The organism is Streptomyces amakusaensis (assembly GCF_039532665.1).
Classification (GTDB): Bacteria; Actinomycetota; Actinomycetes; order Streptomycetales; family Streptomycetaceae; genus Streptomyces; species Streptomyces amakusaensis.
Map to the genome: position 1 here is coordinate 126,038 of NZ_BAAASB010000007.1, position 25,408 is coordinate 151,445.

27 protein-coding genes are annotated in these 25,408 nt (G+C 72.4%); 12 read left to right on the forward strand and 15 right to left on the reverse strand.

The genetic code is table 11. The annotated features are described in order from the left end of the window. Nucleotides 1-163 precede the first annotated feature (163 nt). The 3 genes from ABD371_RS14560 to ABD371_RS14570 form a co-directional block, all read right to left on the reverse strand. A complete protein-coding gene (locus ABD371_RS14560; RefSeq protein ID WP_344476763.1) occupies nucleotides 164-259 on the reverse strand; it encodes an Ms4533A family Cys-rich leader peptide in 96 nt (31 codons plus the stop codon). Between the two features lie 126 nt (nucleotides 260-385). Next, complete coding sequence (locus tag ABD371_RS14565) at nucleotides 386-1,804, reverse strand: DUF3152 domain-containing protein (RefSeq protein ID WP_344476764.1); 1,419 nt, start codon at nucleotides 1,802-1,804, stop codon at nucleotides 386-388. Between the two features lie 9 nt (nucleotides 1,805-1,813). Beyond that, complete coding sequence (locus ABD371_RS14570; RefSeq protein WP_344476766.1) at nucleotides 1,814-2,779, reverse strand: alpha/beta fold hydrolase; 966 nt, start codon at nucleotides 2,777-2,779, stop codon at nucleotides 1,814-1,816. Nucleotides 2,780-2,968: 189 nt separating this feature from the next. Here ABD371_RS14570 and ABD371_RS14575 point away from each other — a divergent pair, with 189 nt between their 5' ends. From ABD371_RS14575 to ABD371_RS14590, 4 genes are all read left to right on the forward strand, one after another. Further along, complete coding sequence (locus tag ABD371_RS14575) at nucleotides 2,969-3,229, forward strand: hypothetical protein (RefSeq protein ID WP_344476768.1); 261 nt, start codon at nucleotides 2,969-2,971, stop codon at nucleotides 3,227-3,229. Between the two features lie 145 nt (nucleotides 3,230-3,374). Then, nucleotides 3,375-4,028, forward strand: coding sequence for a TetR/AcrR family transcriptional regulator (locus ABD371_RS14580; protein ID WP_344476769.1), 654 nt, complete (start codon nucleotides 3,375-3,377; stop codon nucleotides 4,026-4,028). Nucleotides 4,029-4,157: 129 nt separating this feature from the next. Further along, nucleotides 4,158-4,385 carry a DUF3107 domain-containing protein gene (locus ABD371_RS14585; protein ID WP_344476770.1) on the forward strand — a complete coding sequence of 76 codons (228 nt, stop codon included), beginning with the start codon at nucleotides 4,158-4,160 and terminating at the stop codon, nucleotides 4,383-4,385. A gap of 208 nt (nucleotides 4,386-4,593) precedes the next feature. Next, the gene (locus ABD371_RS14590; protein WP_344476772.1) at nucleotides 4,594-4,860 is read left to right on the forward strand and encodes a hypothetical protein; all 267 of its coding nucleotides are present in this window, start codon (nucleotides 4,594-4,596) and stop codon (nucleotides 4,858-4,860) included. Nucleotides 4,861-4,947: 87 nt separating this feature from the next. Here the strand turns inward: ABD371_RS14590 and ABD371_RS14595 are convergent, their stop codons facing one another. Then, the gene (locus ABD371_RS14595; protein ID WP_344476774.1) at nucleotides 4,948-5,757 is read right to left on the reverse strand and encodes a ferritin-like fold-containing protein; all 810 of its coding nucleotides are present in this window, start codon (nucleotides 5,755-5,757) and stop codon (nucleotides 4,948-4,950) included. A gap of 547 nt (nucleotides 5,758-6,304) precedes the next feature. On the opposite strand from ABD371_RS14595, the gene ABD371_RS14600 reads away from it, so the two are divergent. Together ABD371_RS14600 and ABD371_RS14605 are read left to right on the forward strand one after the other, a co-directional pair. After that, on the forward strand, nucleotides 6,305-8,473 hold the full coding sequence (locus ABD371_RS14600; protein WP_344476776.1) for a DEAD/DEAH box helicase: 2,169 nt from the start codon (nucleotides 6,305-6,307) through the stop codon (nucleotides 8,471-8,473). A 116-nt stretch (nucleotides 8,474-8,589) separates the two neighbouring features. Next, nucleotides 8,590-9,444 carry an alpha/beta fold hydrolase gene (locus tag ABD371_RS14605; protein WP_344476778.1) on the forward strand — a complete coding sequence of 285 codons (855 nt, stop codon included), beginning with the start codon at nucleotides 8,590-8,592 and terminating at the stop codon, nucleotides 9,442-9,444. Nucleotides 9,445-9,486: 42 nt separating this feature from the next. Here the strand turns inward: ABD371_RS14605 and ABD371_RS14610 are convergent, their stop codons facing one another. Further along, nucleotides 9,487-10,320, reverse strand: coding sequence for an NYN domain-containing protein (locus ABD371_RS14610; RefSeq protein WP_229869246.1), 834 nt, complete (start codon nucleotides 10,318-10,320; stop codon nucleotides 9,487-9,489). Nucleotides 10,321-10,612: 292 nt separating this feature from the next. Here ABD371_RS14610 and ABD371_RS14615 point away from each other — a divergent pair, with 292 nt between their 5' ends. Continuing rightward, complete coding sequence (locus ABD371_RS14615) at nucleotides 10,613-10,765, forward strand: hypothetical protein (protein WP_190124615.1); 153 nt, start codon at nucleotides 10,613-10,615, stop codon at nucleotides 10,763-10,765. A gap of 85 nt (nucleotides 10,766-10,850) precedes the next feature. On the opposite strand, the gene ABD371_RS14620 is transcribed toward ABD371_RS14615, so the two are convergent. The 4 genes from ABD371_RS14620 to ABD371_RS14635 all read right to left on the reverse strand — a co-directional run bounded on the left by ABD371_RS14620 (nucleotide 10,851) and on the right by ABD371_RS14635 (nucleotide 13,869). Beyond that, on the reverse strand, nucleotides 10,851-11,456 hold the full coding sequence (locus ABD371_RS14620) for a MarC family protein (protein WP_344476781.1): 606 nt from the start codon (nucleotides 11,454-11,456) through the stop codon (nucleotides 10,851-10,853). Between the two features lie 67 nt (nucleotides 11,457-11,523). Beyond that, nucleotides 11,524-12,387: a PHP domain-containing protein gene (locus tag ABD371_RS14625; RefSeq protein ID WP_344476783.1), complete on the reverse strand. Its 864-nt coding sequence runs from the start codon at nucleotides 12,385-12,387 to the stop codon at nucleotides 11,524-11,526. Between the two features lie 112 nt (nucleotides 12,388-12,499). Continuing rightward, nucleotides 12,500-13,138, reverse strand: coding sequence for a DUF6758 family protein (locus ABD371_RS14630; protein WP_344476785.1), 639 nt, complete (start codon nucleotides 13,136-13,138; stop codon nucleotides 12,500-12,502). A 104-nt stretch (nucleotides 13,139-13,242) separates the two neighbouring features. Next, nucleotides 13,243-13,869 (reverse strand): suppressor of fused domain protein, encoded by a 627-nt coding sequence (locus ABD371_RS14635; protein ID WP_344476787.1) that lies wholly within the window; start codon nucleotides 13,867-13,869, stop codon nucleotides 13,243-13,245. A 498-nt stretch (nucleotides 13,870-14,367) separates the two neighbouring features. On the opposite strand from ABD371_RS14635, the gene ABD371_RS14640 reads away from it, so the two are divergent. Further along, entirely contained in the window at nucleotides 14,368-15,483 is a 1,116-nt protein-coding gene (locus ABD371_RS14640; protein ID WP_344476789.1) for a magnesium and cobalt transport protein CorA, read from the forward strand. Nucleotides 15,484-15,530: 47 nt separating this feature from the next. Then, complete coding sequence (locus ABD371_RS14645) at nucleotides 15,531-16,043, forward strand: hypothetical protein (RefSeq protein ID WP_344476791.1); 513 nt, start codon at nucleotides 15,531-15,533, stop codon at nucleotides 16,041-16,043. 46 nt (nucleotides 16,044-16,089) lie between these two features. Here ABD371_RS14645 and ABD371_RS14650 read toward each other — a convergent pair whose 3' ends face one another. Further along, nucleotides 16,090-16,974 carry a hypothetical protein gene (locus tag ABD371_RS14650; protein ID WP_344476792.1) on the reverse strand — a complete coding sequence of 295 codons (885 nt, stop codon included), beginning with the start codon at nucleotides 16,972-16,974 and terminating at the stop codon, nucleotides 16,090-16,092. Nucleotides 16,975-17,178: 204 nt separating this feature from the next. Here ABD371_RS14650 and ABD371_RS14655 point away from each other — a divergent pair, with 204 nt between their 5' ends. Genes ABD371_RS14655 through ABD371_RS14665 form a run of 3 tightly spaced genes read left to right on the forward strand, consistent with a single transcriptional unit; the run spans nucleotide 17,179 to nucleotide 20,261 of the window. After that, the gene (locus ABD371_RS14655) at nucleotides 17,179-18,441 is read left to right on the forward strand and encodes a magnesium transporter MgtE N-terminal domain-containing protein (protein WP_344476793.1); all 1,263 of its coding nucleotides are present in this window, start codon (nucleotides 17,179-17,181) and stop codon (nucleotides 18,439-18,441) included. 47 nt (nucleotides 18,442-18,488) lie between these two features. Continuing rightward, nucleotides 18,489-19,085, forward strand: a complete 597-nt coding sequence (locus ABD371_RS14660) for a DUF1003 domain-containing protein (protein WP_344476794.1) — start codon at nucleotides 18,489-18,491, stop codon at nucleotides 19,083-19,085. Nucleotides 19,086-19,127: 42 nt separating this feature from the next. After that, on the forward strand, nucleotides 19,128-20,261 hold the full coding sequence (locus ABD371_RS14665; protein ID WP_344476795.1) for an Mrp/NBP35 family ATP-binding protein: 1,134 nt from the start codon (nucleotides 19,128-19,130) through the stop codon (nucleotides 20,259-20,261). Nucleotides 20,262-20,344: 83 nt separating this feature from the next. Here the strand turns inward: ABD371_RS14665 and ABD371_RS14670 are convergent, their stop codons facing one another. The 5 genes from ABD371_RS14670 to sigE form a co-directional block, all read right to left on the reverse strand. Then, the gene (locus ABD371_RS14670) at nucleotides 20,345-21,061 is read right to left on the reverse strand and encodes a hypothetical protein (RefSeq protein WP_344476796.1); all 717 of its coding nucleotides are present in this window, start codon (nucleotides 21,059-21,061) and stop codon (nucleotides 20,345-20,347) included. A gap of 223 nt (nucleotides 21,062-21,284) precedes the next feature. Next, complete coding sequence (locus tag ABD371_RS14675) at nucleotides 21,285-21,761, reverse strand: sec-independent translocase (RefSeq protein WP_344476797.1); 477 nt, start codon at nucleotides 21,759-21,761, stop codon at nucleotides 21,285-21,287. Nucleotides 21,762-21,862: 101 nt separating this feature from the next. Beyond that, on the reverse strand, nucleotides 21,863-23,491 hold the full coding sequence (locus ABD371_RS14680; protein WP_344476798.1) for a S1C family serine protease: 1,629 nt from the start codon (nucleotides 23,489-23,491) through the stop codon (nucleotides 21,863-21,865). 106 nt (nucleotides 23,492-23,597) lie between these two features. After that, entirely contained in the window at nucleotides 23,598-24,554 is a 957-nt protein-coding gene (locus ABD371_RS14685) for an anti-sigma factor family protein (protein WP_344476799.1), read from the reverse strand. Beyond that, nucleotides 24,551-25,318 (reverse strand): RNA polymerase sigma factor SigE, encoded by a 768-nt coding sequence (sigE, locus tag ABD371_RS14690; protein ID WP_344476801.1) that lies wholly within the window; start codon nucleotides 25,316-25,318, stop codon nucleotides 24,551-24,553. The genes ABD371_RS14685 and sigE overlap by 4 nt, the downstream gene beginning before the upstream one ends. Between the last annotated feature and the right edge of the window lie 90 nt (nucleotides 25,319-25,408).

A 25,408-nucleotide genomic window follows, 5' to 3' on the forward strand; every position in this document is an offset into this window, starting at 1 on the left:
CGTCGACGAGGGGTGCGTGCATCAAGCACACGGAAAGGCCGGAAGCCGCGCCTGCGGACGTGGGGAACGCCCGGGCGCGGCCGTCAGGGGAATTCGACTTCGGATGAAGCGAATCGACTGAAGGGGCCGGCTCAGAAAGGGCCGGCGGGCACCGGGGCAGGCTTCAGCGACAGTGGATGTCGGCCACGCTGTGCCCGGCCACGCCGATGAGCGCCAGCTCAATGGCGGCGCGTTCGAAGGCGGCGTGACGGTGCGACATGCCGAGAAATATGGACGACCCCGCCGCCGATGTCAAAGCTTTGACGGCCAAACGTGAGACAGCTGTCTCACGGAGCGGACAGCGGGTGGAGCCGGGGACATCCCCTCCCGGAGGGGGCGTGAGCCCTCAACTTCCGGGGTAGGGCCAGGGGTTGGGCCGGCATTCGATATCGCCGATGTTCAGGGATTTCGTCTGCTGCTGCATCACCGGGGCGAGGGCCCCCTCGGTGCCGCAGTTCACATGGCCGTGGCCGAGCCGGTGCCCCACCTCGTGGTTGATGAGCATCTGGCGGTAGGCGTGCATCGCGTCGGGGCCGTAGGTCTCGGAGCCCTGGCCCCAGCGATAGGCGTTGATCATCACGCGGTCGGTGGAGGCGGAATCACAGCTGACATCCTCGATGTCGGTGTTCAATCCGGATTTCGCGCACCACACGTTCGTCGTGCCCGGACTGGCGAGCGTGACGACGAATTCCGGTTCACCGGAGGAGATGCGCTCGAATGTCACCGCGCCCTTTCCGGCCCAGCTGCGCTCGTCGTTCAGAGTCCGCTGAATGGCATTGGCGAACAATGCGCCGTCCATGTCGAGCCCTTTTTCGATGTCGACGCGATAGCGGATCTTCTCGCCGCGGCCCGGGGCCCGGTCGTTGCCGGGAACCGCCTCGAATACGCCGTCGGCCTTCTCGTCGCGGCTGATGGGAAATCGTTTGGCCATCAGCTGGGCATAGGTCGGGCGGGGCGCGACCTTCTGCACGGCCGGCGAGGGCACGGGGCCGGAGTGGATGTCCGGCCCGGAGGCGGGGGCGCTCTTGGGGCGGTCGGGTTCGGAGGTGGTCGGGGGCTTCTTCCGGCCACTCTCGTCGGCGACCTGCCCGGCCACGACGACGGCGAGCACGGTGGTCACGGCAGCGGCGGCGATCCCGGTGAAGGTGCGGCCCTTGCCGCCCGCCCTGCCGCTCCGGCCCGCACCGCCCGCGTCACCGCTGCCGCCGCCCTCGCCGGGCCCGGCGTCGCTCGCGCCGTCGCCGGGATGGCGCTGGCCGGGGATCGAGCCGCCGGCCGGAGCCGGGGGCCCGGCCTCGGCCGCCGACCGGCCGCGCGGTCCCGGTATCCGGGCCTGGGCCGGGGGCGTGTCCGGCCGCTGCCGCCTTCGGCCGCCCGGCGCGGGCGGCTGGGTCCCGGCCGCCGCGGCGGCTTCGGAGCCGCCCCAGCCGCCGCCCGCCTCATGCTGCTCGGGATGGCCGCCGCGGGTCCGCGCCCCGGGCTGCCCGGCGGGGCCGGTGTGCTCGCCGCCCGGCTGCCCGGAGCGCCTGCGGCGTCCGCTGCCGGGGGCGACGGCCCCGTACCGCTCATCCGTCCCCGGCGCGGGGGCCGGGGCGGTGCCGTACGAGGAATCCGTGCCGTACGCCGGATCGGTGCCGTACGAGGGGGCGGGCCGCTGATACGTGTGGGCCTCGGCCGCGGGCGGCCCGGCGCTCTCCCGGGGGGCCGGGCCGGGGTCCACCGGGGCGGCCTTGGGCGCGGGGCCCTTGCGGCTGTGTCGTCCCACGAGCTTCGATCAGCTCCTACCGGTGTCGTCGAGCAGTTCCCGGACGGCCTGCGCGACGGCCTCCGGATACTCCATCATCGCCACGTGTCCGGCGTCCGGCAGGGTCAGCAGCCGGGAGTCCCGGAAGGCGTTCGCCGCCTTGAGCGCCATACGGTACGCGACGAGCTTGTCCCTCCCGCCGTACACCAGCAGGGTCGGCGCGAGCACCCGCTCGGCCTGACGCCACAGCCCGTGCTGGCCGCCGAGGGTGTAGGCGTCGACGATGCCGCGCGCCGAACGGGCGGTCGCGTCCCAGAAGTGGGGCAGCCGGCCGCGCCGCTCCATCTCCGCCACCGCGTGGCGCAGCCCCTCCTCGGAGACCCGCCCGGGATCCCCGTAACAGAGCGCCATCACCCCCCGGGTGCGGCGCTCCGCCGTCCAGTCCCGGGAGATGCGGCCGAAGAGCCGGGCGACGCCCGGCAGCGCCAGCATCGCCGTGGGCACGGCGGTGCGCTGCACCCTCAGCTCGGGCAGCGCGGGAGAGATCAGGGTGAGCGTGCGCACCAGATCGGGCCGGACGGCGGCGACCCGGGTGGTGACCGCGCCGCCCAGGGAGTTCCCCAGCAGATGGACGGGGCCGCGGCCAGCCGCGTCGAGATGGCGGATGACCGCGCGGGCGTGACCGGTGATCGAGTAATTGCCGTCCGCCGGCGGCGGGGAGTCCCCGAAGCCCGGCAGATCGACCGCCTCGCCGTCCACCACGTCCGCGAGCAGTGGCATCAGCGCCGACCAGTTCAGCGAGGAGCCGCCGAGACCGTGGACGTAGAGCGCGGGCGGCAGCCCGGTCCTCGCCGGCGGGCGCGACCGTACGTTGAGGGTGAGCCCCGGCAGCGTCACGGAGCGCAGCGTCTCGCCCTCGGCGACCCGCACGGCCGCCACCACGGGATCCGCGGCGGCGGTGACGGCGCGGACGCCGGGCAGCTCGGTCGAAGACATGCGCCAATGTTACGAGACGATCACACCGGGAATCGTGTGTTCGGCGTCACAGACCGCATAGCGCCCGGCCCCTTCAGCTTCTACGCTCTTAAGTAGGGCCGTACGCACAGTCCGCCGACCGGATTCGCCGGACCGTGGACGGGCCACTGAGGGGACGTGTCTTCCCCCCTTCAGGGAAAGCGGTGCCGCATGGCTGTCGACCCCACCGACCCGGACATCCCCTACGGCTTCGACGAGAGCGCCGGGGACGGCGCGGGCTCCGGAGGCGAGAGCGGGGAGACCGAGGCGCTCGGCACGGAGGTCCCGGAGGCCGATGCCGCCGAGCAGCGGACGGAGGTGAACCCCGAGCCGGACGAGCCCCCGGCGCACATCGATTTGGACACCGCCAGCGAGGCGGACGCGGTCGAACAGGCACGCGTGGTAGGTCTCGATGAGGACGACTATCGGTGACCTGCCCCTCTTTGCCCACCAATAGGGAACTACCGCGGCTGTCCGGTCCGTGAAATTCTGCGTCCGCGACGCGCGTGCCCGGGTTACCCAAAAGTACGATGGCGGCGCGGCGCACAGCGCGCACGGAACGAATTTGGGAGGCGGCGTGACAGCCATCGAGCAGACAGAGGCGACGCGCCCGCGGGGCACGCGCCTGCCACGCCGAGCCCGCAGGAATCAGCTTCTGGGGGCCGCCCAGGAAGTATTCGTGGCGCAGGGTTACCACGCGGCCGCCATGGATGACATCGCCGAGCGGGCGGGGGTCAGCAAGCCGGTTCTCTATCAGCATTTCCCGGGGAAACTGGACCTCTATCTCGCCCTGCTCGACCAGCACTGCGAGGCGCTGCTCCAGGGGGTGCGCACCGCGCTCGCGTCCACCACCGACAACAAACTGCGGGTGGCGGCCACCATGGACGCCTATTTCGCGTATGTCGAGGACGAGGGCGGGGCCTTCCGGCTGGTCTTCGAGTCGGACCTGACCAATGAGCCGGCCGTGCGCGAGCGCGTCGACCGGGTCTCGCTCCAGTGCGCCGAGGCGATCTCCGACGTGATCGCCGGCGACACGGGCCTCTCCAAGGACGAGTCCATGCTGCTGGCCGTGGGCCTGGGCGGAGTCTCCCAGGTGGTGGCCAGATACTGGCTCTCCAGCGAGTCGGCCATCCCGCGCGAGCAGGCGGTGCGACTGCTCACCTCGCTCGCCTGGCGGGGCATCGCGGGCTTCCCGCTGCACGGCGCGGACGCCGGCGACGAGGAGCACTGACCCCGGAAGGGCCCGGTTGTTCGCTCTTGGCGTTCCCCTGGGCGGTGGGCGAGTGCTCCGGCCCGGCTAATGTGTGCTGGGTACGGCGCGGCCGACCGCGCAACGCTGACCGTTCGGAGGGACATAGCCGTGGAGGTCAAGATCGGCGTGCAGCACGCACCCCGGGAGATCGTTCTGGAGAGCGGGCAGTCCGCCGAGGAGGTCGAGCGCGCGGTGGGTGACGCGCTCGCCGGCAAGGCGCAGCTGCTCAGCCTCGCGGACGACAAGGGCCGCAGGGTCCTGATCCCGGCGGACCGGATCGCCTACGTCGAGATCGGTGAGCCCGCGACACGGCGTGTGGGCTTCGGCGCGCTCTAGGGAACGTCCTGGGCGCTCCTGGGCGCACCACGCGGGAGAAGAAGTACGGCCAAGGGGCCCGGGCGGAAGTGATTCCGCCCGGGCCCCTGGCGCGTGCCGGGGCGGGATCCGACACGCCGGTGGTCGCCGGAGGGTTGCCTGTCGAGGTCAGCGGGTAGTACGGGCTGTGACCGTCCCATCCCCACCCGTGTCCGCGAGGTGATCAGCAGTGCTGCTGGAAGTGCTCGGCTCGGTTCTGCTGGGTCTCGGCCTCGCCTGGGCGGCCGATCGTCAGTTCTCCGCCCGGCTCCCGGCCCGCCGGGCGGTCTTCCTCGCCGGTCCGATCGGCGCGCTCTTCGGAGCCTGGGTGACGCATCTGGCGCTCGGCCCCGGACAGCTGCTGGGGACCCTGGCGGGCGCGCTGCTCATCGGGGCCGTCCTGCTGTCGCTGCTGCTGAGACCCCCGGCGCGGCTGCGCGGGGCGCTGCGTCACTGAGCGGCCGCCGGCCTCCCCGTCCTCGACATGCCGTCCTCAGCAGCCGAAGCCGCGCGGGTGACCTCCCGGCCGGACCGCCCCGGTGGATCAGGCCGCGAGCCCCAGGGCCGCCATCCGCTTGGTGTGGGCCTTGGTGATCCTGGCGAACATCTCGCCGACGGCCGCCAGGTCGAAGCCGTCGGCGACCCCGCCCACCAGCATGGTGGAGAGCGCGTCGCGCTCCGCCACGACCCGCTGCGCCTGGGAGAGCGCCTCGCCCATCAGCCGCCGCGCCCACAGCGCGAGCCGGCCGCCGAGGCGGGGGTCGGCCTCGATGGCCGCGCGCACCTTCTCGACGGCGAAGTTCCCGTGGCCGGTGTCGTCGAGCACCGCGAGCACCAGGGCGCGGGTGTCGGAGTCGAGCCGGGCGGCGACCTCACGGTAGAAGTCACTGGCGATCGAGTCGCCGACGTACGCCTTGACCAGGCCCTCCAGCCAGTCGGACGGCGCGGTCTGGCGGTGGAAGTCGTCCAGTGCCTGGGCGAAGGGCTCCATGGCGGCCGTCGGGTCGGTGTCGATCGCGGAGAGCCGGTCCCGCAGCCGCTCGAAGTGATGGAATTCGGCGGAGGCCATCTTCGCCAGTTCCGCCTTGTCGCCGAGGGTCGGCGCGAGCTTGGCGTCCTCCGCGAGCCGTTCAAAAGCGGCCAGCTCTCCATAGGCGAGCGCGCCCAGGAGATCGACGACGGCGGCCCGGTACTGGGGCTCGACGGAGGCCGTGTCCCAGTTCTGGGCCGCGATACCGGTGTGCACCACCGTGTCTGCGGTGTCTGCGGAGGAGTCAGTGGTCTCCGCGGGCTTTGCGGGGTCCTCGGGCTTTACGGGGTCAATGGGCCGAGCGGCGTTGTCAGGCGTCTCCATGAAGCGCACAATAGCCCGCCCGCACCTCCTCGTAAGGGGCTGGTCAGCCGGGCCAGGGGCTCTCCCGTACCCCTTCGGCACCACGGTTCCTACGAAATCGCCCAACACACATGCGCGAATCCGGGGTACAGTGGTATTGCGCCCGCTGAGCGTTTTTCTGATTCTCGGTGGGCGATCACAGTGTTTGACTGAGGGATTCATTCCTTCTGATCTCTCATGAGGATGCCCGGTCGGTAGCACGATCGGCTCCGAACCGACCGCCCTCCACGCGGACCGTGCGCCAGTCGCGCACGACCGTGGATGAGGGGCCCCCTCAGCGGCGAAAGCGCTAGAGCGACGGCAGTGGTCCCGCACCGTCCGGCCAACCCACGGCCGGCCCGATACCCGGGTGCGGTACGACCCCCTTCGTTCGCCTCGCGCCGCGTCTCACAGAAGAGGCAATACCCTGACTACGCAGCAAACGACGTTCCGGGATCTCGGCATCCTGGGCGAGACCGCCGAAGCGCTCGAAGCCGTCGGCATCGTGCACCCCTTCCCGATCCAGGAGATGACGCTCCCCGTAGCGCTCTCCGGTACCGATGTGATCGGCCAGGCCAAGACCGGCACCGGCAAGACGCTCGGTTTCGGCCTCCCGATCCTGGAGCGCGTCACCGTTCCGGCGGACGTCGAGGCGGGCCGGGCCAAGCCCGAGCAGCTGACCGACGCCCCGCAGGCCCTGGTGGTCGTTCCCACCCGCGAACTGTGCACCCAGGTCACCAATGACCTGCTGACCGCCGGCAAGGTGCGCAATGTGCGCGTGCTGGCGATCTACGGCGGCCGGGCCTACGAGCCCCAGGTCGAGGCGCTCCGCAAGGGCGTCGACGTGATCGTCGGCACCCCCGGCCGGCTGCTCGACCTCGCGGGCCAGAAGAAGCTCGACCTCTCCAAGGTGCGGGTGCTGGTCCTCGACGAGGCCGACGAGATGCTCGACCTGGGCTTCCTCCCGGACGTCGAGAAGATCATCCAGCATCTGCCGCCGCGCCGTCAGACGATGCTGTTCTCGGCGACCATGCCGGGCGCGGTCATCGGCCTGGCCCGTCGCTACATGTCGCAGCCCACGCACATCCGCGCCACCGCGCCGGACGACGAGGGCGCGACCGTCGCCAACATCACGCAGCGCGTCTACCGCGCGCACTCGATGGACAAGCCCGAGATGGTCTCGCGGATCCTCCAGTCCGAGGGCCGCGGGCTCGCCATGATCTTCTGCCGTACCAAGCGCACGGCGGCGGACATCGCGGACCAGCTCGCCCAGCGCGGCTTCGCCTCCGGCGCGGTCCACGGCGACCTCGGCCAGGGCGCGCGCGAGCAGGCCCTGCGCGCCTTCCGCAACGGCAAGGTCGACGTCCTCGTCTGCACCGACGTCGCCGCCCGGGGCATCGACGTCGACGGTGTGACGCACGTCATCAACTACCAGTCCCCCGAGGACGAGAAGACCTATCTGCACCGCGTCGGCCGCACCGGCCGCGCCGGCAAGTCCGGCACCGCGGTCACGCTGGTCGACTGGGACGACATCCCGCGCTGGCAGCTGATCAACAAGGCGCTGGACCTGGGCTTCCCGGACCCGCCGGAGACGTACTCGACCTCGCCGCACCTCTTCGAGGAGCTGGGCATCCCGGCGGGCACCAAGGGTGTGCTGCCGCGTGCCGAGCGGACCCGGGCCGGGCTGGCCGCCGAGGCCGTCGAGGACCTGGGCGAGACGGGTCCGCGCAACCGCCGGCCCGCCGCCGCCCCGGTCCAGGAGGAGCGCCCCGCGCGCACCAGGACGCCGCGTCAGCGCCGTCGCACCCGGGGCGGCGCGGACTCGGCCGCCCCGGCCCCCGCCGCCGTCACCACGGACGCCCCGAGCGCTCCGGAGACGGTGTCGGAGCCCCGTACCCCGAGGCGTCGCCGCCGTACCCGGGTCGGCGCTTCGTCGGAGGCCGTCGCCCAGCCCCAGGCTCAGGCCCCGGTCGCCGCCGTCGCCGAGGTCGTCGCGGACGCCGTGGCCGAGACCGAGGTCAGGCAGCCGCGCCGCCGCCGCACCCGCGCCGTGAAGGCCGTGGAGCCGGTGGAGGCCGCCCCGGCGGTCGTGGCCTTCGTCGAGCCGGTGGTGACACCGGTGGCGGAGCCCGTCGCGATCGAGGCCGAGACCAAGCCGCGCCGTCGCACCCGCGCCGTCAAGGCCGTCGCCGAGACGGAAACGGTCGAGGCCGAGGTCACGGCCGAGACCAAGCCCCGCCGCACCCGCAAGGCGGCCGTCAAGGCCGTCGCCGCGCCCGAGCCCGTCGCCGCCGAGGCGGCGGAGGCCGAGGCCGAGGCCAAGCCGCGCCGTCGCACCCGCAAGGCCGTCGCCACACCCGACGCCACGGTGGAGGCCGTCGAGGCCGAGGTCAAGACCGAGACCAAGCCCCGCCGTACGCGCGCCGTCAAGGCCGTCGCCGCGGCCGAGCCCGTCACGGTCGAGGCCGAGGCGGAGGTCAAGCCGCGCCGTACGCGCAAGGCGGCCGTCAAGGCCGTCGCCGCCACCGGGACGGAGACGGAGACGGTCGAGGCGGAGGTCAAGCCCCGCCGTACGCGCAAGGCCGCCGCCAAGGCCGAGCCGGTCGCCGCCGAGGCGGCGGAGGCCGAGGCCGAGGCCAAGCCGCGCCGCCGCACCCGCAAGGCGGCCGTCAAGGCCGTCGCCGCGCCCGACGCCTGATCCGTACGGCCGAAAGGCCCGGTCCCCGATCCGGGGGCCGGGCCTTCGGCGTACCCCCGTGCCCGCGCGGCTCCCCCGTGCGGCCGGGGCGGGAGAGGATCGGTAGCCTCGGGGGCATGAGCCGGCCGCCGACCTTCCTGCCCCCCGCCTGCGCGCGAGCCCGTACGCTGCACACCTCGCGCGGCGGCTTCGCCGTGCTCGACGCGGTCCCCGACGGCGGGCCGGCCAGGGGCACCGCACTCCTCCTCCCCGGGTTCACCGGGAGCAAGGAGGACTTCATCGCGATGCTCGAACCGCTCACCCTCGCGGGTTACCGGGCGGTCGCCGTCGACGGGCGCGGGCAGTACGAGACCGAGGGCTCCGCCGACGAGGACGCCTACGCCAGGACCGAGCTGGCGCTCGATGTGCTCGCCCAGGCCGAGGCCGTCGGCGACGGCCCGGTCCATCTGCTCGGGCACTCCCTCGGCGGCCAGATCGCCCGCGCCGCCGTACTCCTCGACCACGCGCCGTTCCGTACGTACACGGCCATGTCCTCGGGACCCGCCCGGGTCAGCCCCGCGCAGCAGGAGAGGATCCGGCTGCTCCGCGACGCGCTGACGGTGCTGGGGATGGGGATGGACGCGGTCTGGGACGCGATGCGGGCGGCCGAGCCGCCCGAGCAGGCGGCCCTGGAGGGCCGGGAGGATCTGCGGCTCCGCTGGCTGCGCCACAACCCCGTACAGCTGGTCGTCACCGGCCGGCAGCTGACGGCCGAGCCCGACCGGGTCGAGGAGCTGCACGCCGTACGGACCCTGCCCAAGCACGTCATCAGCGGCGAGCGCGACGACACCTGGCCGGTACCGCTGCTGGACGAGATGGCGCTGCGGCTCGGCGCGCCCAGAACCGTGATCGCCGGGGCGGAGCACTCCCCCAACACCGACCGTCCGCACGAGACGGCGGCGGCGGTCACGGCCTTCTGGGACCGGCACTGATCCGCGGCCCGGGTGGCGACGGCCACAGGAAACCGCGAAGGCTCAGAACTGCGCCTGGAGGTGCTGCCAGAAGCCGTCCCGGAGCGCCCTTCTGAGCACCCCGTGTCCGCGCAGCGAGCGCTGGAGCAGCCGCTCCGCCTCATTCAGCAGATCCTGGTCGACCGGCCCCGGCAGATAGGGGTGGCCCGGCAGCAGCTCCGCCATCGCCTCCCGGCCGCGCTCCACCAGCCAGGTGGCCGCGATCTGCGCGCCGACGAACCGCACCTCGTCGCGCGAGGGCGGCGGCGCGCCCTCGTTCTCGTAGACCGTCACGGGACGGCGGGTGATGTACGGGCGGCAGAACTCCAGGTCGAAGGTGCGCTGGCTGTCCACCTCCCACAGCAGCGGCTCCGCCTGGTTGCGGCCGTCGCCCGCCTCGATGCCCCACAGATGGACGCGGGCCCCGTACCCCTGCGCCGCCTCCACCGCCGAGACGAGGTCCTCGTCGCCGCCGACGAGGGCCGCGTCGCTGATCGCGCGCTGGCGGGCGAGGGACTCCAGATCCGTGCGGATGAGGGAGTCGACGCCCTTCTGCTGGTTGTTGGCGTTGAGGTTGCCCAGCCGGACCTTCACATCGGGCAGTTCGGCGATGGACTGCTGCTCGGGGGTGTGGATGCGCCGCCGGGCGCCGTCGTACCAGTAGACGCGGAGCAGTCTGCTGTCCGCGAAGATCGTGCGGGCCTTGTCGATGAAGGCGTCGATCATGCCTTCGGCGTCGAGGTCGAAGGAGCGCCGGTCCTCGGTGCCCGTGACCAACAGGCCGGCGGCGGCGTAGACATAGCCCGCGTCGACGAAGATCGCGTGGGTGGAGGGCGTCTTGGCGACCTCCGCGAGCATGCGCTGAAGCAGCTCGTTGGTGTGCTCCACCCGGGCGGCGAGCGCAGCCAGTGCGTCGCTCGTCTCCAGAGGGTGGTCCGGGTGGTGGTCCACGTGGTGGTCCGAACCGGTGGCAGGGCCGTACTCGGGGTCGTCGTTCATACACAGCCCATTTTCCGGCCGTTCGCGGGTACCCGCCAGTAGTTAGACAAGGAAAGATTTTCTTTAGTGTAGGGAATATTTGCAGGCTACATCGCTGTTGTGCCTGGTGACACCCAGTTCTCCTCAGGAGGATCAGACGAAGGGAGAAGCCTTGCGCTTCGAGATCATGCGCCTGGACGACGTCGACGGCAGCGCCGTGGACAGTACCGTCGTGGACGCCGCCTCCGTCAATCGGATCGTGCAGCAGGCCGCCGCAACCGGCCAGCGCATTTATATCCGACCGGTCGAATCATCGGCCTTGTAACGCGTAAACGCGCTCATGATGTGAGACGCCCCCGTACGGATGATCCGTACGGGGGCGTCCTTGTGGTACTGGGGCGGCGGTCGGCTCAGGAGCCCTGGACGACCTGGGTGACGCCGTTGATGATCTGCTGCACGGCGATCGCGGAGAGCATCATTCCGGCGAGCCGGGTCACCAGCACCACACCGCCGTCCTTGATCACCCGGATGATCAGCAGCGAGTAGCGCATGGCCACCCAGAGCACCGCGTGCATCGCCACGATCGCCGACCAGACCGCGATCTGCCCCGATGCGCCGTCCGCGTTCTGCACCGCCAGGATCACCGAGACGATCGCGCCGGGCCCGGCCAGCAGGGGCATGCCCAGCGGTACGAGCGCGACATTGACGTCCTTGGTCTGCTTGGGCTCGTCGGTCTTGCCGGTGAGCAGATCCAGCGCGATGAGCAGGAGCAGCAGACCGCCCGCGATCATCAGCGCCGGGACGGAGACATGCAGATAGTCCAGGATCTGCTGGCCCACCAGGCCGAAGACGGTGATCACGCCGAAGGCGACCGCGACGGCCTGCCAGGCCATCCGGCGCTGCACCTTGGCGGGTCGGCCGGAGGTCAGGGCGAGGAAGATCGGAGTGACCCCGGGCGGATCCATGATCACGAAAAGGGTCAGAAAGAGGGAGCCGAAGACGGCAGCGTCGAACACGTTGAGGGCCTTGCGAGGAGAAGCGGAAGAAGGAGAAGGAGGGGCGGAGCGCGGTCGCTCACGCGCGTTACGCGCGGATTCCCCCCGCGCCGGGGACCGGGAAGGCCCCGGTGGCGCGCCGCGTGATCTCGCCGTAGATCTCCGGGTCGGTGGTGTACGCGCCGAGCGCGACGTCCTTGCGGCTGCCGTGGTAGTCGCTGGACCCGGTGGTGAGCAGCCCGAGGTCGGCGGCGAGAGCGCGCAGCCGGGCGCGGGTCGGACCGTCGTGGTCCATGTGGTCGACCTCTATGCCGTCCAGACCGGCGGCGGCCAGCTCGGCGATCGCCTCCTCGGACACCGTACGGCCGCGCTTGGCGGCTCCGGGGTGGGCGAAGACGGCGACCCCGCCGGCCGCCTTGACGAGGCGGACCAGGGTGAACGGGTCGAGTTCGTGCTTGGTGACATGGGCCCGGCCGCCGTCGGCGATCCAGTCGGCGGTGAAGGCGTCGGAGACGGTCGGCACGACGCCCAGCTCGACCAGCGCGGTCGCGATGTGCGGACGGCCGACGGAGCCGTCGCCCGCTATCTCGGCGACCCGGTCCCAGCTGAGGGGTACGCCCAGTTCCCGGAGCTTGCCGACCATGGCGCGGGCGCGCGGCACCCGGTCGTCGCGGAGCAGTTCGCGCTCGCGCAGCAGCTCGGGCTCGGCGGGGTCGAAGAGATACGCCAGCATGTGCAGGCTCACCCCGTCGAGCGCGCAGGAGATCTCGGCCCCGGTGACCAGCGTGAGCCCTTCGGGGAGCGCGGCGAGCGCCGCCGCGTGGCCCCGGGTGGTGTCGTGGTCGGTGAGGGCGACGACGTCGAGGCCCGCCTCGGCCGCGTGGCGCACCAGCTCGGCGGGGGTGTCCGTACCGTCCGAAGCGGTGGAGTGGGTGTGCAGATCGATGCGCACGACGCTGACTCCAGATGCTGAGGCCGGACAGAGGACGGAACGAGTGTATCGGGCAACCGGAACCGTCCGGTCCCGCGCGGGGAGGGCGGGCGCGCACGGTCCCGGGGACGGGCTACGAGAGCAGTCTCGGCGAGAGCGCCCCGCAGGGCACCAGCTCCACCTCCGCGCCCGCGTCCCGGAGATCGGTGAGCACGAGTTCGTCGTACATCAGGAGCCCGGACTGCTCCGGCCAGACGATGGCCCACAGCCACAGCCCCCGCGCCTCGCCGGCGAAGACGGCCCGGTCGTCGGGGGCGGCGGCGACGTGCCACAGAGGGGTGGGGCGGCCGGCGGCGAGCACCTTGGTGTGCGGCGGTCCCGAGACATTGAGGTACGGCCCGGGGTCGGGCCCGTCGATGCCCGCGTACCGCGCGCCGAGGCCGACGCCCAACTCCTCGGCGACCAGCAGCAGTTCGCCGATGCCGCCGAGCGGTCCGGGCCCCGAGCAGGCGACGGCGGTGGCACGCCCGCCGCTGCGGTCGTCGCCCGCGTAGGCGACACCGGTGAAGAGCCAGCCGACCGGCAGCGGCCAGGGCATCCACACCGGGACCCTGGCGCGGTGCACCACGACATTGAGGGCCTCGACACTGGGCGGGATCACCGGCTGGAGCGGATGCACCGTGCCGTGCACATCACACTGCCAGGACTCGGCGAAGAGACCGGGCGCCCTGACCCGGCCACCGCACTTCGGGCAACTGGGTTCGCCCCTCATAGCGCTCAACGGTCCTACCAGGCCGCCGCCGCGTCAAGGACGATCACCCGTCCGGCGTGTGCGCGTACGCTCCGCAGCCGCCCGGCGCGTCGAACGGGCGGGGCTCAGTCGAGGGCCACGGAGGCCCGCAGCGGGTCCCGCAGATCCGTCCCCCGGGCCAGCCAGCGCTCCTGGAGCGCCTGGGCCCCGTGCACCCGCTTCCAGGCGGCCTCGTTCGGGGTCATCGGCAGCAGCGGCAGAAAGCGCACCGGGTCCATCGGGGCGGGCGTCTCCAGGTCCGCCACCAGCCCGCCGGGCTCCGCGACCAGGACCGAGGTGAAGGGCGCGGAGGGCCACAGCGGACCGCCGACGTCCAGGGAGGCCCCGGGGGCCACCACCAGGCCCTCGACCTGGGGCGAGGCGGCGAGCACGGCCAGCGGGCGCAGCACCTTGTCGGTGTCGGCGAGTCCGGCCCGTACCGACAGGACCAACTCGGCGCGGGGGCCCTTCACGGGGTCCGCGAGGGGCGCTGTCGGATCGCTCATCGGGTGGGCGGACATGCCGAGCGTGGCATAGCGGACCACGCCACCGGCCGCGCCGCCGATCGGGTCTCCGGCCGGGTCTCCGGCCGGGTCGATGAACCGGAGTACCTCGATCCGATCCGTCCCGAGAAAGGTCACCGCGGCGCGGGCGTCCGGTTCGCCGAGCGCCGTGAACAGCCTGGCCTCGACCAGCTCAAGAACTTCTCCCATCCGGCGAGCATAAATCGCACGGCGAACGGGCAAACCCAGGGATTGGCCCTCAGTTGACTGATAGTCTTGGCCGCTGGCCGGGGTGGCGTGCTTGGAGCACGCGGAGGCGGTACGCGAAAGCGGCGATCTCCACTCCCGGCGACACGTCTATCCCCTACGGGGGACCGGCCGGAGGAGGTGGGGTCCGCGGTGGATCGAAGTCGACCGTGCAGTACTGACCGCTCTTCCGTACGGCATCACTTCCCGGTGATCTGAGGCCTTCCAGCACAGGGCCCACGGCATTCCGTACGCGGCGCACCGTACCCCGGCATCCCGTCCGGCAGCGTCCCGTCCAGCGGAATCTCGCACGACGGAAGAGCACTTCGTTTTTGCCTGTCTGTAGCGAACGCCGTCACCGCGACCCCGCGGTGCCGCCCGCTTTGCGGACGTAATGCTCACGTCCCCATTCCGGGCTGTGCCACGCCCCTCGCCGACGGCCTCTCCGTGAAGGAGCCAGCCATGTCGATGATCCGTGACCTGCGGGCGGCGGTCCGCCCCGCGCTGCGCAAGACCAGCGCCCCTTACCACTCGTACGACGCCACCCGCGATCCCTCCGCCTCCAGCGCCGTGGTCGACTGCGCCGTCTACCGCGACGGCCGCCGGCTGGAGAGCCGGGGCTGCCCCTCGCCGCGCGAGGCCATGCTGAAGGTGCGCGAGGGCGGCGGCTTCGCCTGGATCGGGCTGCACGAGCCCACCGAGGAGGAATTCGCGGGCATCGCCGCCGAGTTCGGACTCCACCCGCTCGCCGTCGAGGACGCGGTCCACGCCCATCAGCGACCCAAGCTGGAGCGGTACGACGACACGCTCTTCACCGTCTTCAAGACGATCCACTACGTCGAACACGCCGAACTCACCGCGACCAGCGAGGTCGTGGAGACCGGCGAGGTCATGTGCTTCACCGGACGGGACTTCGTCATCACCGTCCGGCACGGCGGCAAGGGCTCCCTGCGGGCCCTGCGCCACGGCCTCCAGAAGGACGCCGAACTGCTGTCGAAAGGACCGTCGGCGGTCCTCCACGCGATCGCCGACCATGTCGTCGACGGCTACATCGGGGTCGCGGCGGCCGTCCAGGACGACATCGACGAGGTCGAGATCGATGTCTTCTCCGCCCCCTCCAAGGGCCGGCAGCGCGGCAGCGACGCCGGGCGGATCTACCAGCTCAAGCGGGAGGTGCTGGAGTTCAAGCGGGCGGTCTCGCCGCTGCTGCGGCCGATGCAGCTGCTGAGCGAGCGGCCGATGCGGCTGATCGACCCCGACATCCAGAAGTACTTCCGTGACGTCGCCGACCACCTCGCCCGTGTGCAGGAGGAGGTCATCGGCTTCGACGAGCTGCTGAACTCGATCCTCCAGGCCAATCTGGCCCAGGCGACCGTGGCCCAGAACGAGGACATGCGCAAGATCACCTCCTGGGCGGCGATCATCGCCGTGCCGACGGCGGTCTGCGGGGTGTACGGGATGAACTTCGAGCACATGCCCGAGCTGCAGTGGGAGTACGGCTACCCGGCGGTGCTCACCGCCATCGCCGGGATCTGCTTCGCGATCCATCGCACGCTCAAGCGCAACGGCTGGCTCTGAGCGCGGGTGCGGACGGGCGTACGCGCGGGTGTGGGTAGGGTGCGGGCATGACAGATCAGCTGCTCGGCCAGGCCCTCGTCGAGGAGGCCACCAAGAAGTCAGGCCTCGTCTGGGTCCGGGGCGAGGGCCCGGAGCGGGCACTGTGGCATGTGTGGCACGAGGGCGCCGCCCATCTGGTCGGCGACGGCCCGGGCGAGCAGCCGCTCACCGGCCTCGTCGACGGCGGTACGGCCACGGTCACCGTACGGAGCAAGGACAAGGGCGGCCGGCTCGTCGCCTGGACGGCCTCGGTGACCGAGCTGAAGCCGGGCTCCGAGCAGTGGGAGGAGGTGCTCCCGGAGCTGAAGGGCAAGCGCCTCAACGCGCCCGACGCGGAGCAGGTGCCCGAGCGCTGGGCCCGCGAGTGCCGGGTGCTGCGCCTGGAGCCGGTGTCCTCGACCACCGACCACCCGACCGGCTCCCTCGCCGCCGTCCCGCCCGCCACACCCGCCACCACCCGCAACGCCGTCCCGGCCGCCCTGCCCCGGCTGCTGCGGAAGAAGAAGCGGAACCGGGGCTGAGCCGGCTCCGCGGCGGCCGTCGGCACGGCGGGCCCCGGGCCCGCCGTCAGTCGCTGCTCTTGGGGAGCTGCCCGCCGTAGTCCACCGTCTCCCCCTTGGCGGGCGCGGCCAGCTCGAACTCCGCGTCCCACTCCCCCAGGGTCAGTACGCCCTTCCCGCCGGCCCTGGCGAACTGGAGCGGATACGGCTCGCCCTCCAGCGAGACGTCCAGCACGCCGCCCACGCCGTCCGCCGCCTGCACCTTGATCGTCTGGATGCCGCCGACCTTGGTGCGCTCCCCCTTGCTGAGCTCGCCCTGCATCCCCAGCAGCCCGTCCAGCATGGCGTCCATCTCGGTGAAGCCCCGGAACTCCTTGTACGCCGGATCGCCCTGAGGCACCTTCACGTACTTGTCCCCGAGCTTCCCCGCCGCCGCCGCGTCGGCCTCGCTGAGCGGGGCGCTCGTGCCGCCCGGCGCGGCCTTGCCGTCCTTGCCGCCCTCGCCCCCGGGGCCGCCCGCGCCGCTCCCCGCCCCGTCGTCGTGGGTCCAGAAGCCCGCGTCGGCCTTGAGATAGAGGTCGTCGGCGACCCTCAGCAGTTCGAAGGTGTTCTCCTTCGACGTCACGGAACCCGAGCCGCCGTCCTCCTTGAGCCGCATGTTCAGCTTGAAGGTGCCGCCCTTGCTCACCAGCGTCCCCGAGAGGCGCACCGCGGTCGCCGCCTCCGCCGCCGCGCGCGCCTTGCTCTCGATCTCCTCGGCGGTCAGTTTCCCGATGCCGTTGGTCCCCTTGTCGGGATCCGGCTTCTCCTCGGCGGCGCAGGCCGTCGCCGAGAGGACCAGACCGGCGCACAACGCCAGGGCGAGCACGGCCCTGCGGGTCCGGGAGCCCCGGGAATCCGAAGAATCCGGGGAAACCGAGGGGAGGGAAGCCACCAGCACACTGCCTCTCATCTGCTTGTCATCCGCTTGGTACGGGAGCGCAGTCCGCAGCGTACCGGTGCCGGAGACACCCCTACGCAGCCCGTCGTACCGACGCCGTACGGACCAGGGCCGACAGCGGCACGGAACGGTACGAGCTAGCCTTAAGCCCTTGAACAACGGCTTTTCCGACAGGAGGGCCCAGAGGACCACAGAGCGAGGCGGGAGGTGGGGACCATGGTCACGAGCGCGCACCGGATCTTCGTCTCCCATCTCGCCGGTGTGCCCGTCTTCGACCCCAACGGCGACCAGGTCGGCCGGGTCCGCGATCTGGTCGCGATGCTGCGCGTCGGCGGCCGTCCGCCCCGGCTGCTCGGCCTGGTGGTCGAGGTGCTCAGCCGGCGGCGCATCTTCCTCCCGATGACCCGGGTCACCGGCATCGAATCCGGCCAGGTCATCACCACCGGAGTGCTGAACGTCCGCCGCTTTGAACAGCGCCCCACCGAACGGCTGGTCCTCGGCCAGCTGCTGGACCGTGGCGTACGGCTGGTGGACGGCGACGAGGAGGCCACCGTCCTCGACGTGTCGATCCGGCGGCTGCCCGCCCGCCGCGACTGGGAGATCGACAAGGTCTTCGTCCGCCGGGGCCGCGCCGGGGCGCTCCGCCGCCGGGGGGAGACGCTGACCGTCGAGTGGTCGGCGGTCACCGGCTTCTCCCTGGAGGAGGACGCCCAGAGCGCCGAGAGCCTGATCGCCACCTTCGAGCGGCTGCGCCCCGCCGACCTCGCCAACGCGCTGCACCATCTGACGCCCAAACGGCGCGCCGAGGTCGCGGCGGCCCTCGACGACGACCGGCTCGCCGATGTGCTGGAGGAGCTGCCGGAGGACGACCAGGTGGAGATCCTCGGCAAGCTCCAGGAGGAGCGCGCCGCCGACGTCCTGGAGGCGATGGACCCCGACGACGCGGCCGACCTCCTCTCCGAGCTGCCCGAGGCGGACAAGGAGCGGCTGCTCACCCTGATGCGCCCGGACGACGCCGCCGACGTACGCCGGCTGCTGTCGTACGAGGAGCGCACGGCGGGCGGGCTGATGACCACCGAACCGATCGTGCTGCGCCCGGACGCGACGGTCGCCGACGCCCTGGCGCGGGTGCGCCAGCAGGACCTGTCGCCCGCGCTCGCCGCCCAGGTGTATGTCTGCCGGCCCCCCGACGAGACGCCGACCGGCAAGTACCTGGGCACCGTGCACTTCCAGCGGCTGCTGAGGGATCCGCCGTTCACCCTGGTCGGCGCGGTGGTGGACAGCGATCTGCCGCCGCTGGCGCCGGACACCCCGCTGCGGGCGGTGACCAGCTATCTCGCCACGTACAACATGGTCGCGGCCCCGGTGGTGGACGAGAGCGGCTCGCTGCTGGGCGCGGTGACGGTGGACGACGTGCTCGACCATCTGCTCCCCGACGACTGGCGGGAGACGGAGTTCGAGGAGTCGGCCCATGAGTAGCGCCGTCGTCAACGGTGCCGTCGCCGGCCGCCGGGGGGAGCGCGGCCATGGGTAGCGGCGACCCCGGCACGCCCGAGCGGGGCGAGCCGCAGCGGGAGCGGGTCCCCTCCGGGGCGACCGCCGCGCCCCGGACCCGGGTACGGCTCGATCTGCCGCTGGCGCGGCGGCGCACCCTGCTGCCGGAGTACGACCCCGAGGCCTTCGGGCGGCTCTCCGAGCGGACCGCCCGCTTCCTGGGCACCGGCCGGTTCATCGTCTGGATGACGCTGATCGTCGTGGTGTGGGTGGTGTGGAATGTGGCGGCCCCCGAGGAGCTGCGCTTCGACCAGTACCCGTTCATCTTCCTGACGCTGATGCTGTCGCTCCAGGCCTCGTACGCGGCCCCTCTGATCCTGCTGGCGCAGAACCGCCAGGACGACCGGGACCGGGTCACCCATGAGCAGGACCGCAAGCAGAACGAGCGGTCGATCGCGGACACCGAGTATCTGACCCGGGAGATCGCCGCGCTGCGGATGGGCCTGGGCGAGGTCGCGACCCGGGACTGGATCCGCTCGGAACTGGAGGACCTCGTCCGGGAGATGCAGGAGCGCCGCGCGGTATTCCCGCCGGAGGCCGGTCCGGGGAGTGACGAAGCTGACCGGTGAAGGTCTTCCCGGGCCCGGGAGTCAGCGCCGTACCATCGTCGTATGGCTACGGAAGACGCGGTGCTCGCAGCACTGGCGACGGTGAACGACCCCGAGATCCACCGACCCATCACCGACCTCGGCATGGTCAAATCAGTGGAGATCGGGGCGGACGGGACAGTCGCGGTCACCGTGTATCTGACCGTCTCCGGATGTCCGATGCGAGAGACGATCACCAGCAATGTGACGGACGCGGTGGCACGCGTCGAGGGAGTCACCCGCGTCGATGTCACGCTCGATGTGATGAGCGACGAGCAGCGGCGGGAGCTGGCCTCCTCACTGCGCGGCGGCACCGCCGAGCGCGAGGTTCCCTTCGCTCAGCCCGGGTCGCTGACCAGGGTGTACGCGGTGGCCTCCGGCAAGGGCGGCGTCGGCAAGTCCTCGGTGACGGTGAACCTGGCCGCCGCGATGGCGGCCGACGGGCTGAAAGTCGGCGTCGTGGACGCGGACATCTACGGCCACTCGGTGCCCCGGATGCTGGGCGCGGACGGCAGGCCCACCCAGGTCGAGAACATGATCATGCCGCCGTCGGCGAACGGCGTGAAGGTCATCTCGATCGGCATGTTCACCCCGGGCAACGCCCCGGTGGTGTGGCGCGGCCCGATGCTGCACCGGGCGCTCCAGCAGTTCCTGGCGGATGTGTACTGGGGCGATCTGGACGTACTCCTGCTCGACCTGCCCCCGGGCACCGGCGACATCGCGATCTCGGTGGCCCAGCTGGTGCCGAACGCGGAGATCCTGGTCGTCACCACCCCGCAGCAGGCCGCGGCCGAGGTCGCCGAGCGGGCGGGCTCGATCGCCGTGCAGACGCATCAGAAGATCGTGGGCGTGGTGGAGAACATGTCGGGCCTGCCCTGCCCGCACTGCGACGAGATGATCGACGTCTTCGGCACCGGCGGCGGCCAGCGGGTCGCCGAGGGGCTGACGCAGACGACCGGGGCGCATGTGCCGGTGCTGGGAGCGATCCCGATCGACGTACGGCTGAGGGAGGGCGGCGACGAGGGCAGGCCCGTGGTCCTCTCCGACCCCGACTCCCCGGCGGGCGCGGCGCTGCGGGCGATCGCGGGCAAGCTGGGCGGCCGTCAGCGCGGTCTGTCCGGGATGAGCCTGGGGATCACCCCGCGGAACAAGTTCTAGCCCGCCCGGCTCTCCCGGGGAAGCGCGTACGGGGGCGCGGGCGGGCTTCGGCAGCCCGGCCCGCGCCCCCGGCGCACCGGCCGTCAGGCGTACGGTGCGAGGTCGTCCACCGCGCTGAAGCCGAGGCCGAAGGCGCTCATGCCCCGTCCGTACGCGCCGATGTGCACTCCGCCGGCGGCCGATCCGGCGAGGACCCAGCCGAACTCCGACTCCCGGTAGTGGAACGGCGTGGGCTCCCCGTCGACGGGCAGGGAGAGGGCGGACCACTCGGGCCCGTGGAGGTCGTCGGCGAGCTCGAAGGCCGCCTCGGTCTGCTGGTCCAGCCAGTCGTCCCGCAGGGAGTGGTCCAGCTGGGCGGGCCAGGTGTGGGCGAGCAGCCCGGAGCCGGCCAGCCAGGCGGCGGAGGAGGCGGTGGTGGCCTCCAGCACGCCGGTGCCGTCGTCGGTGCGGCGGAGCGGGCTGGCGGCGACGGTGATGACCACCGCGAAGCGCTCCTTCTCGGCGGTGCCCGCCTCGGACCGTATCGACGGCTCGTCGCCGTGGCCGATGGAGCCGTGCTGGACGGCGCCGTCGGGCTCGGCGGCGATCTGCATCAGCCGGCGCGGGCCGGTGAAGGCCTCGTCCAGGGCGTACCAGGAGAAGGACGCCCCCGCGTAGGCCTCGGCCGTACGGCGCGCCGCGGCGGCCTGGCCCGCGTCCGGGGCCCCGGTCTCGGCCCCGGTCTCGGGCGAGCCGGGCGCGTCCGGGTCGGGGGAATCGCCGACCGCGCTCTCCGCCGCTGTTCGACTGGTCGTCTCCATCTGGCCGGCCGCCTCCTCTGTGTCCGGGGTCCGGAGCGGACCCGCCCCCCTCGGGCGTCCTCGCGTCCTGACAGATGGAGAGAATAGCCACCCCGGCCCGGCTCACACGGATTGACCGCCGCCCGGCGGCGTGTACACCCGGCTCGGTCGGCACCCATTGGTGTATATGGCGGGACGGCTCAGGGGTACGGGGAGGCGGTCAGGACGGGGCCGGGTACGCGGATCAGGTGGCGTCGGCGTCGAAGGGCGCGCGCTCGTCCGGGTCGACCTTGTCGCGCTTCGTGAACGGGTCGGGAGCGGCGGCCGGCTTCTTGAGGAGGTCCGGGTTCCCGGCGGAGCCGCCCGCGGCGGCCGGGACCGGGTCGGGGGACTCCTTGGCGTTCACCGCGTCCGCGACCTCGTTGATCTCCTTGCGGAGGTCGAAGGAGGTGCCGAGCTCTCTCAGCTCCTTGAGGTCGTCGTTCTCGCCGAGGTGCTTGCGGACGAAGGTCTTCGGGTTCAGGTCCTCGAACTCGAAGTCCTTGAACTCGGGGCCCAGCTCGGTGCGGATGTCCTGCTTGGCGTTGTCGGAGAACTGCCGGACCTTGCGGATGAATCCGGTGACGTCCTGGATGACCTTCGGCAGTTTGTCGGGACCGAAGACGAGCACGGCGAGCACCACCAGCGTCACCAGCTCCAGTGCGCCTATGTCGTTGAACACCCTGTCGCTCCTCGTGCTCTCGGCGGCCCGCGGGCCTGGTCGGTTCAGGACCCGTTCCACGGTACCCGCCGGGTCTCGGGTGAGTCACGTGCCGCAGGAGGTCAGTCGTCCCCGCCGGCGCTGCCGAGGGTGAGGGTGACGGTCCGCTCGTCGCCGGAACGGGTGAGGGTCAGTTTCAGCCGGTCGCCCGGGCGGTGGGCGCGGATCTTGACGATCAGCTCCTCGCCGCTGTGCACCCGTCGGCCGTCGACCTCGGTGATCACGTCGCCGGGGCGGACCCCGGCCTTGGCGCTGGGACCGTCCGGGGTGACCGAGGGGGTGCCGTCCTTGCCCTTCTCGCCGACGCGCGCGCCGTCGCCGGTGTACTTCATGTCGAGGCTGACGCCGATCACGGGATGGGTGGCCCGGCCGGTGTTGATCAGCTCCTCGGCCACGCGTTTGCCCTGGTTGATGGGGATGGCGAAGCCGAGGCCGATGGATCCGGACTGGGCTCCCTCGCCGCCGCCCCCGCCGGTGTCGGCGGCGCGGATCGCGCTGTTGATGCCGATGACCCGGGCCTTGGCGTCCACCAGCGGGCCGCCGGAGTTGCCGGGGTTTATCGGGGCGTCGGTCTGGAGCGCGTCGACATAGCTGACATCGCTGCCGTCGCCCTTCTCGCCGCCTGCGGTGATGGGCCGCTCCTTGGCGCTGATGATGCCGGAGGTGACCGTGTTCTGGAGGTCGAAGGGCGCGCCGATGGCGACGACGGGGTCGCCGACCCGCACATTGTCGGAGTTGCCCAGCGGCAGCGGGGTGAGGCCGGAGACGCCGGAGACCTTGACGACGGCGAGGTCGTAGCCGCTGTCCTTGCCGACGAGGGTCCCCCTGGCGGTCTCGCCGCCGCTGAAGGTGACGGAGATCTCCCCGCCGGGTCCGGCGGGGGCCACGACATGGTGGTTGGTGAGGATGTGGCCCCGGCGGTCGAGGACGAAGCCGGTGCCGGTGCCCTGTTCGCCGCCGCCGCTGACATGGAGGGTGACGACGCTGGGCAGGGCACTGGCGGCGATCCCGGCGACGCTGTCGGGGGCGCGGTCCCGGCTCTCCCGGGGCGCCTGGTCCAGCTCGACCTGGGTGATGCCGCCCCGGCGTTCGACGTACGCGCCGACGCCGCCGCCGACCGCGCCGGAGGCGAGCGCCAGCACCACCGCGCCGACCAGCAGCGCGCCCCGGCGGCGCTTGCCCCGGGGCGGCTCACCGGGGTGCGTGAACGGCGCGGGGGCCGCCGGTGATCCCCAGGGGTCGTACTGGAGCCACTGCGGCGTCTGAGGGCCGGTGGAGGCGTCCTGGGGGTGCGGCTGGTGCCCCGCGTACTGCGGGGGCACGGGCGGCGGTACGGGGGTGCCTCCGGCGGGTGTGGGCACGGGCCGCTGCACGGGCGGGGCCGGGGCCCAGGGGCCCGGGCCGCCGTAGGGCGGGGTGCCGTACTCGTCGGGCTCGTGGAGCGGCCGGGGCGGGGCCGCCTCGGCGGCGGCCGGAGCCGGCTCGTCCGTGGCCGGCGGGGCGTCCTGGACCGACGGGGCGTCCCCGGCCGGGGCGGCGGCCGTCCCCGGCTCGTCCTCCCCCGCCCGGGCGGGCGGGGGCACGACGGGGCCGGGCGCCGGCGGAAGCTGCTCCGGCCGCTGCGGAGGCTGTTCCGCGCTGGGCCGGCTCCACCACTTGGCCTTGGCTCCGGTGGGCTTCCCGTCGTCCATGCTCTCCCCGCCTACTGCCGTCCGCCGCGGCGCCCCGCGGGCACCCCTATCGAGGATTCAACCAGGTTCGCGAATCTCCGCGCAGGGGGCCGGACAGGGTGCCGCGTCAGCGGGTGGACGCGAGCGGCGGTGTGGGGTGCGCCGGGGCAACGAGGTGGGTGGGAGCGGGCGTTGCCGGCGGAGCGAGCACGGGGGCCCGGGTGAGGTGGAGCGCCGTGCCGGTGGGATGTATCAGCGGCGGCGGGGCGAAGGCCGCCCCGAGCGTGGCCGGGACGGCAGGCGGCCGGTGCGGCGATTCCCCGGGGGTGAGCGGCCCGGTGACGGAGCGGCCTATGGCCCGCTCCTCGGACCGGCCCGAGGCCTGGCCCGCGGTGCGGCGGCGCTCGTAGTCGGCGCTCCTGGCGCTGGCGGAGGTGGTGGGGAGACCGCCGGCGGCGCCGGTGGATCCCGTGCCGGTGCCCGCCTGCATGGGAGTGACAGCGTTGCCCGGGGCACCGCCCCGGGCGGTGGCCGTGGTGTCGGCCGCGGGCAACGCCCCGCCGAGGGCGATCGCGGCGAAGGAGACCGCGCTGGCCGCGGCGAAGGCGAATCTCCGGGCACGCCAGGGAGAGCGCTCGCCCTCCGGACGGCCCACCTCATGGATGCGGAAGCCCCCGGAACGACCGGGCAGCGCCGGCACCCCCGACGGACCCGACGGGCCACCGGGGACGTATCCGAAGGTCTCCGGCCGGCCGCCGGGTCTTCCCGACGGGGGAGTCACCCCGGCGAACACGGAATCGATGACCCGGCCCCCGTCGAAGGGACCGCCCCGGTCCTCGCCGCCGGGGCCCGCGGGCAGGCCCTGGAGCCGGGCGAGCAGCCCTTCGGAGAGGGGCGGGGGGGCCGACTGCGCGAAGACGTCCTTCAGCCGCCGCTGGGCGTCGGCCTCGGCCTTGCACTTGGGGCAGGTCGCCAGATGCGCCAGCACCCGGTCCCTGGCGTCGTGTTTCAGCTCGCCGTCGACGAGGGCGGCGAGCCGGTCCCCCAGATGCTGTTCCGCCGGGGTCGGACCGAATCCACTCACGCGGCTCCGCCCTCCCCTGCCAATCCGACCGCTCCCGCCAGGGTGCGCTGCTCGGCGCGGGCCTCGGGGGAACGGTGCTTGAGGGCCTTGCGCAGATGCGAGCGGCCCCGGTGGATACGGCTGCGGACCGTGCCGAGCTTGACGCCCAGGGTCGCGGCGATCTCCTCGTACGACAGGCCCTCGATGTCGCAGAGGACCACGGCGGCGCGGAACTCGGGCGCGAGGGTGTCCAGCGCCTGCTGCACATCGGCGTCGAAGTGCGTGTCGTTGAAGACCTGCTGGGGGGAGGGCTCACGGCTGGGCAGCCGCTCGGCCGCGTCGTCCCCGAGGGCATCGAAACGGATGCGCTGCTTCCGGCGGACCATGTCCAGGAAGAGATTGGTGGTGATGCGGTGGAGCCAGCCCTCGAAGGTGCCGGGCGTGTAGGTGGACAGCGAGCGGAAGACCCGGACGAAGACTTCCTGGGTCAGATCCTCGGCGTCGTGCTGGTTGCCCGTGAGGCGGTAGGCGAGACGGTAGACCCGGCCGCTGTGCGTGCTGACGATCTCCTCCCAGGTGGGAGGGGTCCACGCCGGCGATTCCGCATCCGGTGCGAAGGTCGCGGTTGCCGCGGAGTCGGTGGTGCGGGAGCGGTCAGCGGTGTTGGTCACGGATTTCGGCTCACCCGGTGACCTGAGGAAGCGCCGGAGCACTCCCTTACGATCCGCAGGTGCAGCCGCACCTCCCCTATCGGCTCTGGTGGTGTCCAGCGGAGCCCCTACCATAGCCACCTCGCCCGTTAGCTCCGGATAAGAATCTTTACGCGAATTTGGGTGCCGCTTCCAGCTCTGCTCCATCGCTACCCCCTGCCCCGT

What these genes read in the sequence shown, in the direction of transcription:
- ABD371_RS14560 (WP_344476763.1), bottom strand. Translation starts at nt 259, where the DNA reads ATGTCGCACCGTCACGCCGCCTTCGAACGCGCCGCCATTGAGCTGGCG.
- ABD371_RS14570 (WP_344476766.1), bottom strand. Translation starts at nt 2,779, where the DNA reads ATGTCTTCGACCGAGCTGCCCGGCGTCCGCGCCGTCACCGCCGCCGCG.
- ABD371_RS14575 (WP_344476768.1), top strand. Translation starts at nt 2,969, where the DNA reads ATGGCTGTCGACCCCACCGACCCGGACATCCCCTACGGCTTCGACGAG.
- ABD371_RS14595 (WP_344476774.1), bottom strand. Translation starts at nt 5,757, where the DNA reads ATGGAGACGCCTGACAACGCCGCTCGGCCCATTGACCCCGTAAAGCCC.
- ABD371_RS14600 (WP_344476776.1), top strand. Translation starts at nt 6,305, where the DNA reads ATGACGCTCCCCGTAGCGCTCTCCGGTACCGATGTGATCGGCCAGGCC.
- ABD371_RS14605 (WP_344476778.1), top strand. Translation starts at nt 8,590, where the DNA reads ATGAGCCGGCCGCCGACCTTCCTGCCCCCCGCCTGCGCGCGAGCCCGT.
- ABD371_RS14610 (WP_229869246.1), bottom strand. Translation starts at nt 10,320, where the DNA reads ATGCTCGCGGAGGTCGCCAAGACGCCCTCCACCCACGCGATCTTCGTC.
- ABD371_RS14630 (WP_344476785.1), bottom strand. Translation starts at nt 13,138, where the DNA reads ATGAGGGGCGAACCCAGTTGCCCGAAGTGCGGTGGCCGGGTCAGGGCG.
- ABD371_RS14635 (WP_344476787.1), bottom strand. Translation starts at nt 13,869, where the DNA reads ATGGGAGAAGTTCTTGAGCTGGTCGAGGCCAGGCTGTTCACGGCGCTC.
- ABD371_RS14640 (WP_344476789.1), top strand. Translation starts at nt 14,368, where the DNA reads ATGTCGATGATCCGTGACCTGCGGGCGGCGGTCCGCCCCGCGCTGCGC.
- ABD371_RS14645 (WP_344476791.1), top strand. Translation starts at nt 15,531, where the DNA reads ATGACAGATCAGCTGCTCGGCCAGGCCCTCGTCGAGGAGGCCACCAAG.
- ABD371_RS14650 (WP_344476792.1), bottom strand. Translation starts at nt 16,974, where the DNA reads ATGAGAGGCAGTGTGCTGGTGGCTTCCCTCCCCTCGGTTTCCCCGGAT.
- ABD371_RS14655 (WP_344476793.1), top strand. Translation starts at nt 17,179, where the DNA reads ATGGTCACGAGCGCGCACCGGATCTTCGTCTCCCATCTCGCCGGTGTG.
- ABD371_RS14660 (WP_344476794.1), top strand. Translation starts at nt 18,489, where the DNA reads ATGGGTAGCGGCGACCCCGGCACGCCCGAGCGGGGCGAGCCGCAGCGG.
- ABD371_RS14665 (WP_344476795.1), top strand. Translation starts at nt 19,128, where the DNA reads ATGGCTACGGAAGACGCGGTGCTCGCAGCACTGGCGACGGTGAACGAC.
- ABD371_RS14670 (WP_344476796.1), bottom strand. Translation starts at nt 21,061, where the DNA reads ATGGAGACGACCAGTCGAACAGCGGCGGAGAGCGCGGTCGGCGATTCC.
- ABD371_RS14680 (WP_344476798.1), bottom strand. Translation starts at nt 23,491, where the DNA reads ATGGACGACGGGAAGCCCACCGGAGCCAAGGCCAAGTGGTGGAGCCGG.
- sigE (WP_344476801.1), bottom strand. Translation starts at nt 25,318, where the DNA reads ATGGTAGGGGCTCCGCTGGACACCACCAGAGCCGATAGGGGAGGTGCG.